Below are 15,001 nucleotides of genomic sequence, written 5' to 3' on the forward strand. Positions count from 1 at the left end.
CTTTTTTGAAGGGATTGCATGTAGCTGGAGAATTGTTTTTATGACCCAGCGGATTTAAGCGGCAGGCATTCTATCGGCAGGAAAACAAATAACTAGAACGACCCGTGTCGATTGTTCAGTCGGGTAGCGGAAAGCATCCGCAAAAGGATAGATAAACGAGACATAAAATATTAATTTTCAAATACATACGATCACTACAAGGATAGGTTTTGCGAGGCGTCAGATTTCGCACTGCGACATAAAACCGCATCAGCCCGGGCTAAGCAGCCAGACGCCGTCATCCAGCGCGCCATAGATCGCTCGCCCTGGCGCCGCCTCGATGGCCATACCACCGGTGAACTCACCGAAGGCCGGCAACAGCGTGATGTTTTCTTCCACGCGGAAGCACGGCATGCGCACACGATCGCGACCCCGGCCGCGCAGCACGAATACCGGATGCAGATGCCCGGCCAGCACGTGCAGGCCCGGACACTCCAAAGGTTCATGACACAGCGCGAAGGGGCCCACACGCCAGGGCTCGCTCACCACCTCGACGCCCAGATCAGCCGGTGGATCGCCGGCACTACGGTCATGGTTGCCACGTACCAGCAGGATCTTCAGCTCGGCATGCCGCTTACGCCACGACTGCAATGCCGCCAGAGTGCTACCGACGCGCGCAGGACGCGCATGGAGAAAATCACCCAGCAGGATCAGGCGGCGAGTCGGGTAGCTCGCCAGCATGTCATCCAGCCGTTGCAGATTACGAGCCGTGGTGCCCTGCGGTACTGGCTGGCCCAGGGTGCGATAGGTGGCGGCCTTGCCGAAATGCGCGTCGGCAATCAGCAGGGCCTGCTCGGCGGGCCAGTACAGCGCCTTGCCCGCCAACAACCAGAGCGTTTCACCAGCAATCTCCACGGTCAGGTAAGGCGTACCACTCATGCCTCATTGCCCCTGGCCTTGCTCCGAGGGCGGCCGTCCTTGCGCTTGCGTTCGCCACGGCGAATCGCCGGTTCGACTTCGATCAGCGGTTCGGTGATGGCCTGCCCGCCCGGCCCTGCGGCACGTTCCAGTTCGCCAAGCATGCGGGCAATGCGGTCGGCGAGCTTTTCCGAACTGAGCCGCTCACGGAAGCGCTCGACCATCAGCGGAAAGGCCAGCGGCGTCGCCCGGCGCAATGCATGCAGGTTCAGACGTGCCGCGCGCATATCGGCCAGGGTGCGCTGCAACTGACTGACATCCAGTTCCTGGCTGAGCACTTCATCGTGCGCCTGGGTGAGCAGCAGGTTGTCCGGGTCGTACTGGCGGAACACGTCGAAGAACAGCCCGCTGGAGGCCTGCACCTGACGCAGGCTCTTGCCCGCACCGGGGTAACCGCCGAACACCAGGCCGGCGATACGGGCGATCTCGCGAAAACGCCGCTGAGCCAGTTCGCCAGCGTTCAGGCTGGCAAGCACGTCATGCAGCAGATCGTGATCGCCGAACAGATCGCCGCCGAGCAGGCCCGTCCAATCCACCTCGCTGGCACACAGCAACTCCAGGCCGTAGTCGTTGACGGCGATGGAAAAGCTCAGCGGCTGCCGCTGGCCCAGTCGCCAGGCCAGCAGACTGGCCAGCCCCAGGTGCACATTGCGCCCGGCGAAGGGATACAGGAACAAGTGCCAGCCTTCGCGCGAATGCAGGGTTTCAGCCAGCAAGGTGCCTGGCGCCGGCAGTGCCGACCACTGCGCCTGTACCTCCAGCAGCGGCTGCAGCATGCGCATTTCCGGCCCATCGAAGCGTCCCTGAGCCGCTTCACCGAAACGCGCCACCACGGCCTCAGCCAGCGCGCTGGAGAGCGGCATGCGCCCACCGTTCCAGCGCGGCACACTGGCTTTGCTCGCGTTGCTGCGGCGCACATAGGCCGTCATGTTCTCCACACGCACCAGCTCCAGGGGTCGCCCGCCGAACAGAAACACGTCGCCTGGGCGCAGGCGAGCGATGAAGCCCTCCTCGATGCTGCCCAGAGATCCACCGCTGCCGCCCTTGCTCCACCACTTCACAGCCAGGCTGGCGTCGCTGACGATGGTGCCCACGCTCATCCGGTGGCGCCGTGCCAGGCGAGGGCTGGGCACGCGCCAGACGCCCTCCTCGTCCGGCTCCACGCGCTGATAATCGGGATAGGCACTGAGCGACTCACCACCCTGACGCACGAACGCCAGCGCCCAGCGCCACTGCGCGTCATCGAGATCACGATACGCCCAGGTACTGCGCACTTCGCGCAGCAGTTCATCGGGGCGAAAGCCGCCGCCCAGGGCCACGCTGACCAGATGCTGAACCAGCACGTCCAGCGGCTGATACGGCGACTCGCGAGCCTCGATGCGCCCAGCCGCCACGGCATCCTGCACGGCTATGGCTTCGATCAACTCAAGGGCATGTGTCGGCACCAGTGTGATACGCGACGTACGCCCCGGCGCATGGCCGGAACGCCCGGCGCGTTGCAGCAGGCGGGCTACGCCCTTGGCCGAGCCGATCTGCAAGACCCGCTCGACGGGCAGGAAGTCGACCCCCAGATCCAGGCTGGAGGTGCAGACCACAGCTTTCAACATGCCCTGTTTGAGCCCTGTCTCGACCCAGTCGCGGACTTCGCGCGCCAGCGAACCATGGTGCAGTGCGATCAACCCGGCCCAGTCCGGTCGCGCTTCGAGCAGCGCCTGGTACCAGAGCTCGGACTGCGAGCGGGTGTTGGTGAAGACCAGGGTGACGCTGCTGCTTTCCAGCTCCTCGACGACCTGGGGCAATAGCCGCAAGCCCAGGTGGCCAGCCCAGGGAAAGCGCTCCATCGCCGCCGGCAGCAGCGTATCGATTTGTGGCGCAGCGCCCAGCTCGCCGCGCACCAGGCAACCGCCGCCGTCCGGTAGCAGAACCTCCATGGCATGCGGCTGATTGCCGAGCGTGGCCGACAGCCCCCAGACGATCAGTTGCGGGTTCCACTGCCGCAGCCGCGCGAGAGCCAATTGCAACTGCACGCCGCGCTTGTTGCCGAGCAGTTCATGCCACTCATCCACCACCAGCATACCCACATGGGCGAACTGCGCTTTCGCATCACTGCCGGTCAGCAGCAGGGTCAGGCTTTCGGGAGTGGTGACCAAGGCGGACGGCAGCCGGCGTGCCTGGCGCTGACGCTCTGCGCTGCCGGTATCGCCAGTGCGCATGCCCAGGCTCCAGGGAATCTCCAGGCCATCCAGCGGCGTCTGCAGGGCACGCTGGGTGTCGGCGGCCAGGGCACGCATCGGCGTGATCCAGAGTACGGTGAGTGGCACGACCGGCGGCGCACGCTTGCCGCTTACCGCCTTCTTCGGCGCGCCTTTACCGGCGAAGCGATTGAGCGCCGCCAGCCATACGGCATAAGTCTTGCCCGCTCCGGTCGACGCATGCAGCAGGCCGCTACGCCCCTCGGCGACCGCCTGCCACACCTCCTTCTGAAACTCGAAAGCCTTCCAGCCGTTGCGGCGCAGCCAGGTACTCGCCAGGCTCATTGCAGCAACTCCTGCAGCAGCGCCAGGGTGTCGGCCTCCTCCACCGTCTTGTCATGGCGCCAGCGCAACATGCGCGGAAAGCGCACGGCGATGCCACTCTTGTGACGCGGGGAACGGGCGATCCCTTCGAAGCCCAGTTCGAACACCAGGCTTGGCGTCACGCTGCGCACCGGGCCGAATTTCTCCACCGTGGTCTTGCGCACGATGGCGTCGACCTTGCGCATTTCCTCGTCGGTCAACCCGGAATAGGCCTTGGCGAAGGGCACCAGGCGCCGCTCGGGATCGCCTGGCGCACCGTCCCATACGGCGAAGGTGTAGTCGCTGTACAGGCTGGCGCGCCGGCCATGCCCTCGCTGGGCGTAGATCAGCACGGCATCGACGCTCAGCGGATCGATCTTCCATTTCCACCAGACGCCGACATCCTTGCTACGCCCCACTCCGTAAGCGGACTCACGCGCCTTGAGCATCATGCCTTCCACGCCCAGAGCGCGTGAGGCCTCGCGCTGTTCGGCCAGCGCCTGCCAGCTATCCCCGTGCAGCAGTGGCGATGGCATCAGACGCGGGCTGGCGCACATGGCCACCACATGTTCCAACTGAGCGCGTCGTTCGTGCTGCGGGCGCATGCGCCAATCATCCCCCCGCCACTCCAGCAGGTCGTAGGCCAGCACGGCGACTGGCACCTCGTCGAGCAGCTTGCGGCTCAGGGTCTTGCGGCCGATGCGCTGCTGCAACAGCGCGAAGGGTTGAATACCGTATTGCTCGAGCTGCGCTTCGACCTGGTCGTTCAGCCGCTCGGGAGATTCCTCGGCAGCATGGGCCATCAACTCGCCCTGCTGAGCGGTGGCCTCTGGTGCGTGGCGCCAGACCACCAGTTCACCATCGATCACCGTGCCGTCCGGCAGCGATGGCGCCAACTCCTGCAATTCGGGAAAACGCTCGCTGATCAACTCTTCACCCCGTGACCAGACCCATAACTGGCCGTCGCGCTTGACCAGTTGCGCGCGGATTCCATCCCACTTCCATTCGATCAGCCAGTCGGCGGGCGACCCCAGGCTGGTTTCGAACTCCTCCAGTGGGCGCTGCAGCGGATGGGCGAGAAAGAACGGATAGGGCTGACCACCGCGCTGGGCGTGTTCGTCATCCGACTCGGCGGCGATCAGGCGCTTGTAGGATGCAGCCGTGGGCCGGTACGACAGGTCGGTATAGCCCACCAGACGCTGAGCGACGCGCTTGGCGTCGACCTCGGCAATACTCGCCAGGGCGCGGGTTACCAGCAGCCTGGAAACACCGACCCGAAAAGCCCCGGTGATCAACTTGATGCTGACCATCAACGACTGCGGATCGAGCTGCGCCCAGAGCGTATCGAGGCGCAGCGCGAGCTCGTCCGGCGGCAGGCCACGCAGCGGCAACAGTTTGTCTTCGACCCACACCGCCAGCCCATCCCGGGAGGTGCTGGTCGCCTCCGGCAGCAACAGTGCAATGGTTTCGGCCAGGTCGCCGACCGCCGAGTAGCTTTCTTCGAACAGCCAGGGAGAAAGGCCGGCCCGCTGCATGGCCAGTTCGCGCAGTTGACGCGAAGGCACCAGTTGCCGCGGGCGGCCACCGGCGAGAAAGTACACCGCCCAGGCCGCGTCGGCCGGTTCGGCGCCGCGCAGATAATCCTGCAGCGCCGCGAGCTTGGCATTGCTCGAAGTGGTGGCATCGAGGCGCGCGTAGAGCTGCGCGAAGGCGATCATGCCGCTGGCTCCGCAGCCGCATCGTCTTCCTCGCCGTACTCGGTTTCGAAGGCCTGAGCATCGAGGCCCTGCTCGCGCAGGTGACGCACCAGAATGTTCACCGAACCATGGGTAACCATGACCCGCTCGGCACCGGTCTGCTCGATAGCCCATAGCAGGCCGGGCCAGTCGGCGTGGTCGGAGAGCACGAAGCCGCGGTCGACACCGCGCCGCCGACGCGTGCCACGCAGCAGCATCCAGCCGCTGGCGAACGCATCGCTGTAGTCCCCGAAGCGTCGCATCCAGGTGCTACCGCCTGCCGAAGGCGGCGCCAGAATCAGGGCCTGACGCAGCAGCGGGTCGCCCTTTGCCACCCCACCGGCATAGCGCGTTTCGGGCAGGTAAACGCCAGCATCACGATAGACCTGATGCAAGGGTTCCATGGAGCCGTGACCGAGAATCGGCCCGATGTTCGCATCGATACCGTGCAGGATTCGCTGGGCCTTACCGAAGGCGTAGCAGAACAGCACGCTGGCCCGCCCGGCTTGCTGATTCAGTCGCCACCAATCATTGATGCCAGCGAAGATCTGCGCCTGGGGCTGCCAGCGATAGATCGGCAAGCCAAAGGTGGATTCGGTGATGAAGGTGTGGCAGCGCACCGGTTCGAAGGGATCGCAGGTACCGTCCGGCTCCACCTTGTAGTCGCCAGACGCCACCCAGACTTCGCCGCGATACTCGAGGCGTACCTGGGCCGAGCCCAGCACATGGCCGGCGGGATGAAATCTCAGGGTGACGCCGTGGTGATCGATGGGCTCGCCATAGGCCAGGGTTTGCAAGTTGATATCGCGACCCAGGCGGGTTCGCAGGATGCCCTCACCCGGCGCGGCGGCCAGATAATGGGCGCTGCCTGCGCGGGCATGGTCACCGTGCCCATGGGTGATGACGGCCCGCTCAACGGGGCGCCAGGGGTCAATATAGAAATCTCCGGGAGGACAGTACAGACCTTCAGGCCGTGCAATCACCAGATCCAAGCAGGCGACCTCCGGAAATGAAAACAGGGGAGAGAAAGGACAATCGGAAACTGGCCTTGGCCAGCTCAGCCGTCAGCGGCGAGCGCCGCCGACGGTGACTACCTACATCAAAGATGCAGGCGCTGGCTCATAGGTAGCCGAGTAGCAACAGCACCAGCACGATGACCAGCACCAGTCCAAGCCCACCAGTGGGCCCGTAGCCCCAGCTGCGGCTGTGCGGCCATGCCGGGATGGCACCAATCAGCATGAGGATCAAAATGATCAGCAGTATGGTTCCCAAGCCCATGGCTATCTCCTTGCGTATCTGTCGGCGAGCCACTCGAAGTGGCGCGCCAGGCATCAGAAGCCTGTGCAGGCATCCGTTCGGATGCAGGGCATGGCGCTGCGGCGAAGCCAGCGTCTGGCAGAGCGTTCGTCGCAGCGCCATGCCCTACCTCTTTTACGACTGAGCAAGGAAACGGAAAGTGCAAACTTTAAATCGGCGGTGCCAAGTCAGGCCGTGAAGGTGAACGACAGACTGGCGGCCTGGGGCAGCTCTGATTCTTACGACACCCCTGTAGCCGCGCCCCCGCGGCGAATCGTCTGTCTGACCCACGCAAAACTCGCGGTACGGCCAGCATCGTTCGCGCCGAGGTCGACGCGCCTACACGTATCGCCCCACAGACGCGCTATTCGGCCAGGGCAAAGCGTGCGGCGCGCGCGATCAACTCGGCATCGGGCCGCACGCCGGTGTACAGGGCGAACTGCTCCACGGCCTGCAACACGATCACTTCGCCACCGGTGATCACAGGCTTGTCCAGGGAACGGGCCAGCCGGATCAGCGGGGTTTCCACCGGCACGGCAACCACGTCGAAAACCCACTGCGCAGAAGCGACGGCGCGTTCGTCGAAAGCCAGTTGCTCGGCCTCCGGGCCGCGCATGCCCAGCGGCGTGACATTGACCAGCAGATCGGCGCCCTGTCCATCCAGTGCCGGGCGCCAATCAACGCCGCACTGCTGTGCCAATGCCCTGCCCGCCACCTCGTTACGGGCGACGATGCTGCCGTTGCCGAAGCCGCTGTCGCGCAACGCACAAGCCACCGCCTTGGCCATGCCGCCGCTACCGCGCAGGGCGTAGCGGATGTCGCTGGGCACGCCGTGCTGTTCGAGCAGATGCACCACCGCGCTGTAGTCGGTGTTGTAGCCGGTCAGGTGGCCATCATCCGCGACGATGGTGTTGACCGACTGCAGCGTCGCCGCCGATTCGTGCAGGGCGTCGAGGTGCTCGATGCAGGCTTCCTTGAACGGCATCGACACCGCACAGCCGCGAACGCCCAGTGCGCGGATACCAGCGATGGCAGCCGGCAGATCCGTGGTGGTGAACGCCTTGTAGAGGTAGTCCAGCTCCAACGCCTGATACAGGTAATTCTGGAAACGCGTACCGAAATTTCCGGGGCGGCCGGACAGTGACATGCACAGGCGCGTGTCTTTGCTGATGTTGAGTGTCATGCAGAGAACCTCAGAAGCTGCTCAAAGTCTGCTGCGCATTTGCATTGCTCCAGCTCGCGAGACGTCGAACAGGCTCTCAGAAAATGTAATCGGTGGTCAGGAAATTCGACGAGCGCTGGCGGATCACCTCACTCACCAGCGCCTTGTTGTCCTCCGTGAAACGGGTCGCTACCAGGGTGCGGATGGAGAAGGTACGCAGGGCGTCGTGCACCGACAGCGTGCCTTCGGCGGAATCCTTGCGCCCGTTGAACGGGAAGGTATCCGGCCCGCGCTGGCACTGAACGTTGATATTGATGCGCCCAACCTGGTTGGCGAAGGCGTCGACCAGGCGACCGATCTGCTGCGGGTCGTTGCCGAACAGGCTGAGCTGCTGGCCGAAATCCGACTGCAGCACGTAGTCGATCACCTCTTTCACATCGCGATACGGCACCACCGGCACCAAGGGGCCGAACTGTTCTTCACCATACAGGCGCATCTGCGGAGTCACCGGGCACAGCAACGCCGGGTAGAAGAAACTCTCGCGGTGTTCGCCGCCACCCGGATTGATGATCTTCGCCCCCTTGTCGATGGCATCGGCCATGACCGTTTTCAGGTAATCCACTTTGCCCGGCTCGGGCAGAGGCGTCAGGGCGACACCGGGCTCCCAGGGCATGCCCGGCTTGAGCGTGGCAAGGCCGGCACTGAATTTGTCGAGGAACGGCTGCAATACGTCCTCATGGACGAAAAGAATCTTCAGCGCCGTGCAGCGCTGGCCATTGAACGACAGCGTGCCGGTCAGTGCCTCGCTCACCGCGTTGTCGAGATCCACATCGGGCAGCACGATGCCCGGGTTCTTGGCATCCAGGCCCAGCGCCGCGCGCAGGCGGTGCGGTTTGGGGTGCAGTTTCTTCAGGTCGCTGGCGCCCTTGTGGGTACCGATGAAGGCGAACACATCGACCTTGCCGCTTTCCATCAAGGCACTGACCGTTTCGCGTCCACGGCCGTAGATGATGTTGATCACGCCCGGCGGGAAGCTGTCGCGAAACGCTTCCAGCAGCGGGCGCATCAGCAGCACGCCGAACTTGGCCGGCTTGAACACCACCGTATTGCCCATGATCAGTGCCGGGATCAGCGTGGTGAAGGTTTCATTCAGCGGGTAGTTGTACGGCCCCATGCACAGCGCCACACCCAGTGGCACGCGGCGGATCTGCCCCAGGGTGCCCTGCTCCAGTTCGAAACGGCTGGAGCGACGATCCAGCTCCTTGAGCGCACCGATGGTGTCGACGATGTAATCGCAGGTACGGTCGAACTCCTTTTCGGAGTCCTTGAGGTTCTTGCCGATCTCCCACATCAGCAGCTTGACCATTGCCGTACGCTGTTCGCGCATGCGCGTCAGGAAGGCTTCCACATGAGCGATGCGCTCGGCTACGCGCAGCTTCGGCCACAGCCCCTGGCCGTGATCATAAGCCGCGACGGCGGCATCCAACGCGGCCAGGGCGGCGTCGGCGTCCAGCAGCGGCGTACTACCGAGCACCACCTGACGCTCGCCGTCATCTTCGACGAGGTAGATCGGGCTGTGTACCTGAGCCAGCGGCCCTTGCCAGTGGCGTAGCTCGCCACCGACCAGGTATTCGCGTTGCTCGAGCGGGGCATCGGGACGGTAGGCTTCGGGGATATCGTGCAGACGGGGAAACAGCGCAGCGGGGTCGAATGGACGGGACATGAGAATTCCTGAACGCAAAGAGGCCCGGCCCCACGGCGCGGGCTATGACGAGGTATGTTCGCTCAATTCAGCAGCGCCAGTGCCTCGGCGCTGGTACGACGAACGTTGTCCCAGCCAGCGGAGCTGTCCAGCATCCAGCTGCCGCCTACGCACATCACGTTGGCGAGGGCCATGTAACGCTGCAGGTTGTCCGGATTGACCCCGCCAGTGGGGCAGAAACGCACATCCCCGAATGGGCCGCCAAGAGCCTTGAGCGCGGCAGTGCCGCCACAGATCTCGGCAGGGAACAACTTGAAGCGGCGATAGCCCAGGGCATAACCGATCATGAGATCCGAGGCGCTGGACACGCCGGGCAGCATCGGTACCGGGCTGTCGAGGGCGGCGCGCAGCAGTTCATCGGTGGAGCCAGGGCTGACGATGAACTGTGCGCCGGCCTTCTCCACCGCATCGAGCATGTGTCGATCGAGTACCGTGCCGGCACCGACACACAGGTGCGGACGCTCTTCGCGCAGGCGGCGAATGGCGGTCAGCCCGTGCGCCGAACGCAGGGTTATTTCCAGCACCTGCAGGCCGCCGGCATCCAGGGCATCGGCCAGCGGCAGAATGTCTTCCTCGCGGGCGATGGTGATCACCGGCATGATGCGCGCCCGAGCGCAGAGCGCGTCGATGCTGGCGATCTTCTCAGCCATGGTTGGGTTTGGGCGGCTGATGGCGTGTGTCATGTCTTTTGATCCTTTTGGCCTAAGGGCACCAGTAAATTTCTAAAGGCGCGCCAAGAAACGCGCTGATCGGCATTTTTTTGTGGTCACGGTGTTGTAGCGCCTGCTCCAGCACGTTCAATTTGCCCTGCCCCTCGATCGCCAGCAGCGGCAGACGTGCGGCCTTGAGCAGCGGCAGAGTCAGGGTCAGGCGCTGATGCGGTACCGAGGGTGCCAGCATCGGCAGGCAACGGCGCGGGCAATCGTCCTGCAGCGCTTCATGCAGATTCGGGCTGTCGGGAAACAGCGAAGCGGTATGCCCGTCATTGCCCATGCCCAGCACCAGTACATCGATGGGAGGCAGGTCGCTCAGCGTTTGTTCGGTCAGTCTGGCCGCCTCCTCGAGGCTGCCGGCACTATGGTACAGGCCAAGCAGTCGCGCTTCGGCTGCCGGCCCCTGCAACAGGTGCTGACGCACCAGCGCCTCGTTGCTGTCGGCGTGGCTAACCGGCACCCAGCGCTCATCGGCCAGGCTCACCAGCACCTTCGCCCAGGGCAATGGCTGCTGGGCCAACGCCTTGAAGAAGGCGATCGGGCTACGTCCGCCAGACACCACCAGCGTGGCGTGGTCATGGCTATCGATGGCATCGCGTAATGCATCGGCAACGGCCTGCGCCAGAGATGTGGCCAGATGCTGTGAGTCGCTGTGGCTACGAGCGACCACACCCACAGGGAATTCGAGGTCAGAGATCGCCATACCAGGCCCTCCCGTCGCGAGTGATCAGGGCGATGGAGTTCATCGGCCCCCAGGTGCCGGCGACGTACGGTTTGGGTGGGTCGCCGAGTTTCTTCCAGCCGGCGATCAGTTGATCGCACCATTGCCAGGCATGCTCGATTTCATCCTTGCGCACGAACAGGTTCTGATTGCCACGCATGACCTCCAGTAGCAACCGCTCGTAGGCATCGGGAATGCGCGAGCTGCCGTACGTCGCCGAGAAATTCAGTTGCAACGGGCCGCTACGCAACTGCATGCCTTTGTCCAGCCCCTGATCCTTGGTCATCACCTGCAGGGAAATGCTCTCGTCCGGCTGCAGGCGGATGATCAGCTTGTTGCCGATCAACTGGCGCTGTTCGGGGGCGAAGATGTAGTGCGGCGGCTCTTTGAAGTGGATGACGATCTGCGACAGCTTCTGCGCCATGCGCTTGCCGGTACGCAGGTAGAACGGCACGCCGGCCCAGCGCCAGTTGCGGATATCGGCACGCAGCGCGACGAAGGTTTCGGTGTCGCTGCGGGCGTTGGAATTCTCTTCCTCCAGGTAGCCGGGAACCGGTTTGCCGTCACTGGTGCCGCCTACGTACTGGCCACGCACTACATGGCGAGAGAGCTGCTCGGCAGTCATCGGCTCCAGCGCCTTGAGCACCTTGACTTTCTCGTCGCGGATGGCATCCGCGGAGAGATCGCCTGGCGGATCCATGGCGATCAGGCAGAGCAACTGCAGCAGGTGGTTCTGGATCATGTCGCGCAGTTGCCCGGCCTTGTCGAAGTAACCCCAGCGGCCTTCGATGCCGACCTTCTCCGCCACGGTGATTTCCACATGGGTGATGTGGTTCTGGTTCCATTGGGTCTCGAACAAGCTGTTGGCGAAACGCAGGGCGATCAGGTTCTGCACCGTTTCCTTGCCCAGATAGTGGTCGATCCGATAGACCTGGGTCTCTGGAAAGAACTCCGCCACTGCGTCGTTGACCGCTCGGGAGGATTCCAGATCATGACCGATGGGCTTTTCCAGAACGACCCGCGTACCTTCGGCCAGGCCGACCGCTGCCAGGTTGGTGCAGATGCCGCCATACACCGAGGCTGGCGTGGCGAAATAGGCGATCAACTGACGTCCGCTGCCAACCGCTTCGGCCAGTTGCGGGTAGCCGTCGGGCGGCAGGAATTCCATGCTCAGGTAACGCAAGCGCGCCTGGAAGCGTTGCATCACCGCCTCGTCCAGCTCGTTGGCCGGCAGGTAGCGGCGCAGGTGATTGTCGATGGCGCTCAGGTGCGTGGCGGGATCACCGCCTTCGCGTGCCAGAGCGAGGAGATGGGTATCCTCGTGCAGCAGCCCGGCGCGATCGAGCTGATAGAGTGCTGGGAACAGCTTGCGCAGTGCCAGGTCGCCCAGGGCGCCGAACAAAGCGAAGGTACAAGGCTCAACGGGAGTCACGGACATGATCTTTGTTCTTCTAACAAGTTACCCTATTGATAGCGGTTAACCGCCAATTCTGCAACCGGAAATGTAGTAATAAAAACAACATTTTTATAGACTGCGGTTAACGATAGCCACCAGTAGACAAGAACAGGTTGAGGGTCTGTTGCCGTTTCAGCGCGACCGCGCCGGAGCCCGTTTTGCCGCGAGGCAAGGCACGAGCCGCGAAGTTTAGCTGGCTAAATGAGCCGGCGAGAAACGCAGCGTCGCGGCAAAACGGGCCCGGCCCTTCGGGTTGCGCGCAAAATCCCGCCATGCGTTGTTGGAGGACTTGAAAAGGGAATGCCATTCCCTGCGTCCTCCGCCTAGCCTGGCGGGATTTTGCGCAGCAACGCGGCTTGTGCTGAAACGGCAACAGACCCTAGGATTAACCCGGCATTTCATCGGACAAGGACAATAATGGATCGCGTGCGCAATCTTCTCGAGCAGATCCAGGGCCGCCTCGACAGCCTGAACAAGGCCGAACGCAAGGTCGCCGAAGTGATACTGCACAATCCGCAGCAGGCCACCCGCCTGAGTATCGCCGCCCTCGCCCAGGCTGCGCAGGTCAGCGAACCGACGGTGAATCGCTTCTGCCGTTCCTTCGGCGTCAACGGCTATCCCGAGCTGAAAATGCAGCTGGCACAGAGCCTGGCCAGCGGCGCGGCGTATGTCAGCCGTGCGGTGGAAGCGGATGATGGCCCCGAAGCCTATACCCGCAAGATCTTCGGCAGTGCCATCGCCTCGCTGGACAGCGCCTGCCAGAGCCTCGATCCGCAACTGATCAGCCGCGCCGTCGATCTGCTGATCCAGGCACGGCAGATCCACTTCTTCGGCCTCGGCGCTTCGGCGCCGGTGGCGCTGGATGCCCAGCACAAGTTCTTCCGCTTCAACCTCGCGGTGTCCGCCCACGCCGACGTGCTGATGCAGCGCATGCTGGCCTCGGTGGCCCACACCGGCGACCTGTTCGTGATCATTTCCTACACCGGACGCACTCGCGAACTGGTCGAAGTGGCGCGCCTGGCACGGGAAAACGGTGCTTCGGTACTCGGCCTGACCGCCGCCGGCTCGCCCCTGGCGCAGACCAGCACCCTGAGCCTGGACATCCCACTGCCCGAGGACACCGACATCTACATGCCGATGACCTCGCGGATCATCCAGCTCACCGTGCTCGACGTGCTCGCCACGGGCATGACCCTGCGCCGCGGAGTGGATTTCCAACCCCATCTGCGCAAGATCAAGGAAAGCCTCAACGCCAGCCGCTATCCGGCCAGCGAAGAGCCGCTTTAGCAGCTGCAAGCTGCAAGCTGCAAGCTGCAAGCTGCAAGCTGCAAGCTGCAAGCTGCAAGCTAGTGTTGCGCGACTGCGAAATCGTAGTCAGCTTTTACTTGCGGCTTGTCGCTTGCAGCTCGAGGCTTTATTTCCACCAATACTCCACCTGCACACCGAAGTTGGAGCCATTGCGCGAGCTGCCGAAGGCGCCGGTGTCGGACAGTGCAGAACCTTCTGCAAGCAGGTTCGCCGCTTCCTGCGCGGCGCGGTTCCAGCTGGCGTAGGTGTAGTAGAGACGGATTTCCGGGCGTTCCCAGAAACCAGGGCCGGCTGGCGACCAGGTCGGGGCGACGGTGAACTTGGTCAGTTTGCGCGTACCGCCGGTAGCGTCCACCTGATCATGGCCGATCTCGCCAACCAGCTTGAACTGCTGCGTGAAGGCGTAGCTGGTACGCCCACCCACCGACCACCAGTCCTGATCCGCACCGTCATCACGCTTGTCCTTCTGGTAAACAGCCTGAACCTGCCCACCTAGACGCGGCGTCACCTGGAAGTCGAAGAACTCGACGACACGCCAGCTCTTGGCGCTGCCATCAAGGGTCGGATCGCCGGTGTAGCCCAGACCGGTTCCCGGCCCCTCGCCATATTGCAGCGCAAGCTTGTTGTCACCACCGAGCCCGAGGAAGTTCTTCTGCACATGCTGACCCGTCACCGCCCAGCCGCTGTGCGCATCATCGCTGTCGGGCTTGTCGATGTAGCTGACGCCGACCTCGATCTCACCGCCCGGATTGGGCGTGAAGCCACCGACGTTGAAGTCATGGCGGTTGATGTACTGCTTCTGGTCGTAGCTGTCCTTGCGCGAGAACACGTAGCTGTACTTGTAATCGCCGATCTTCATCTCGTCGATACCGAAACCGGTAGCGCTCTGGTTCCAGTAGTAGAAGTCGGAGATATGGATGTCGTTTCGTTTGTAGAAACGTCGCCCGGCCCACAATGAACCACCATTGAGCGCCGGCATGTTGCTCCACTCGGCGTACATCTGGTTCATCCTGGCGGTACCATGATCACCGGTGAATTTCGGCGTGTGGCCATACTCGTTGAAGAGCTGCGCCATACCCTCGATGCTCAGCACCGAGCCATCGTCGAGCGTGAACAGATCCTGGCGCAGATCCAGCTCGGCGTAGTGCTCGCACTCGTTACCCAGACGATACTTGGACTGCGCCCCCGGCAGTTGGAAGCATGACTGTCGGCCGTTGCCGTCGGCACTGCCGACACCGCTGCGCACATAGCCGCTGAACTCCAGCGCCATTCCCGTGGCCGGTAACGTCAGGGAACCCAACGCCATGGCCAGACCGATACCCGTTGATCGTTTCA

At 63.4% G+C, this 15,001-nt stretch carries 12 protein-coding genes; 1 reads left to right on the forward strand and 11 read right to left on the reverse strand.

Annotated elements, in window-relative coordinates:
- Nucleotides 1-249: 249 nt before the first annotated feature.
- From pdeM to zwf, 10 genes are all read right to left on the reverse strand, one after another.
- Nucleotides 250-918: a ligase-associated DNA damage response endonuclease PdeM gene (gene pdeM, locus DNK10_RS13530; protein WP_131191925.1), complete on the reverse strand. Its 669-nt coding sequence runs from the start codon at nt 916-918 to the stop codon at nt 250-252.
- The gene (locus DNK10_RS13535) at nt 915-3,494 is read right to left on the reverse strand and encodes a ligase-associated DNA damage response DEXH box helicase (protein ID WP_131191926.1); all 2,580 of its coding nucleotides are present in this window, start codon (nt 3,492-3,494) and stop codon (nt 915-917) included. Before DNK10_RS13535 ends, pdeM begins: the two co-directional genes overlap by 4 nt.
- On the reverse strand, nt 3,491-5,230 hold the full coding sequence (locus tag DNK10_RS13540) for an ATP-dependent DNA ligase (protein ID WP_131191927.1): 1,740 nt from the start codon (nt 5,228-5,230) through the stop codon (nt 3,491-3,493). The genes DNK10_RS13535 and DNK10_RS13540 overlap by 4 nt, the downstream gene beginning before the upstream one ends.
- Nucleotides 5,227-6,240 (reverse strand): ligase-associated DNA damage response exonuclease, encoded by a 1,014-nt coding sequence (locus DNK10_RS13545; protein ID WP_131191928.1) that lies wholly within the window; start codon nt 6,238-6,240, stop codon nt 5,227-5,229. Before DNK10_RS13545 ends, DNK10_RS13540 begins: the two co-directional genes overlap by 4 nt.
- A 127-nt stretch (nt 6,241-6,367) precedes the next feature.
- On the reverse strand, nt 6,368-6,526 hold the full coding sequence (locus DNK10_RS13550) for a DUF3309 family protein (protein ID WP_131173629.1): 159 nt from the start codon (nt 6,524-6,526) through the stop codon (nt 6,368-6,370).
- Nucleotides 6,527-6,908: 382 nt separating this feature from the next.
- On the reverse strand, nt 6,909-7,727 hold the full coding sequence (locus DNK10_RS13555; protein ID WP_131181550.1) for a shikimate 5-dehydrogenase: 819 nt from the start codon (nt 7,725-7,727) through the stop codon (nt 6,909-6,911).
- 76 nt (nt 7,728-7,803) lie between these two features.
- On the reverse strand, nt 7,804-9,429 hold the full coding sequence (locus tag DNK10_RS13560; RefSeq protein ID WP_131191929.1) for an NADP-dependent glyceraldehyde-3-phosphate dehydrogenase: 1,626 nt from the start codon (nt 9,427-9,429) through the stop codon (nt 7,804-7,806).
- 62 nt (nt 9,430-9,491) lie between these two features.
- Nucleotides 9,492-10,151 carry a bifunctional 4-hydroxy-2-oxoglutarate aldolase/2-dehydro-3-deoxy-phosphogluconate aldolase gene (locus DNK10_RS13565; protein WP_131191930.1) on the reverse strand — a complete coding sequence of 220 codons (660 nt, stop codon included), beginning with the start codon at nt 10,149-10,151 and terminating at the stop codon, nt 9,492-9,494.
- A gap of 19 nt (nt 10,152-10,170) precedes the next feature.
- Nucleotides 10,171-10,884: a 6-phosphogluconolactonase gene (gene pgl, locus DNK10_RS13570; RefSeq protein ID WP_131191931.1), complete on the reverse strand. Its 714-nt coding sequence runs from the start codon at nt 10,882-10,884 to the stop codon at nt 10,171-10,173.
- On the reverse strand, nt 10,871-12,340 hold the full coding sequence (gene zwf, locus DNK10_RS13575; RefSeq protein WP_131181554.1) for a glucose-6-phosphate dehydrogenase: 1,470 nt from the start codon (nt 12,338-12,340) through the stop codon (nt 10,871-10,873). The genes pgl and zwf overlap by 14 nt, the downstream gene beginning before the upstream one ends.
- 435 nt (nt 12,341-12,775) lie before the next feature.
- Here zwf and DNK10_RS13585 point away from each other — a divergent pair, with 435 nt between their 5' ends.
- A complete protein-coding gene (locus DNK10_RS13585; RefSeq protein ID WP_131191933.1) occupies nt 12,776-13,645 on the forward strand; it encodes a MurR/RpiR family transcriptional regulator in 870 nt (289 codons plus the stop codon).
- A gap of 127 nt (nt 13,646-13,772) precedes the next feature.
- On the opposite strand, the gene DNK10_RS13590 is transcribed toward DNK10_RS13585, so the two are convergent.
- Nucleotides 13,773-14,972, reverse strand: coding sequence for a maltoporin (locus DNK10_RS13590; RefSeq protein ID WP_425273857.1), 1,200 nt, complete (start codon nt 14,970-14,972; stop codon nt 13,773-13,775).
- Between the last annotated feature and the right edge of the window lie 29 nt (nt 14,973-15,001).

It is taken from the genome of Phytopseudomonas daroniae (assembly GCF_004327275.1).
GTDB classification, from domain to species: Bacteria; Pseudomonadota; Gammaproteobacteria; order Pseudomonadales; family Pseudomonadaceae; genus Aquipseudomonas; species Aquipseudomonas daroniae.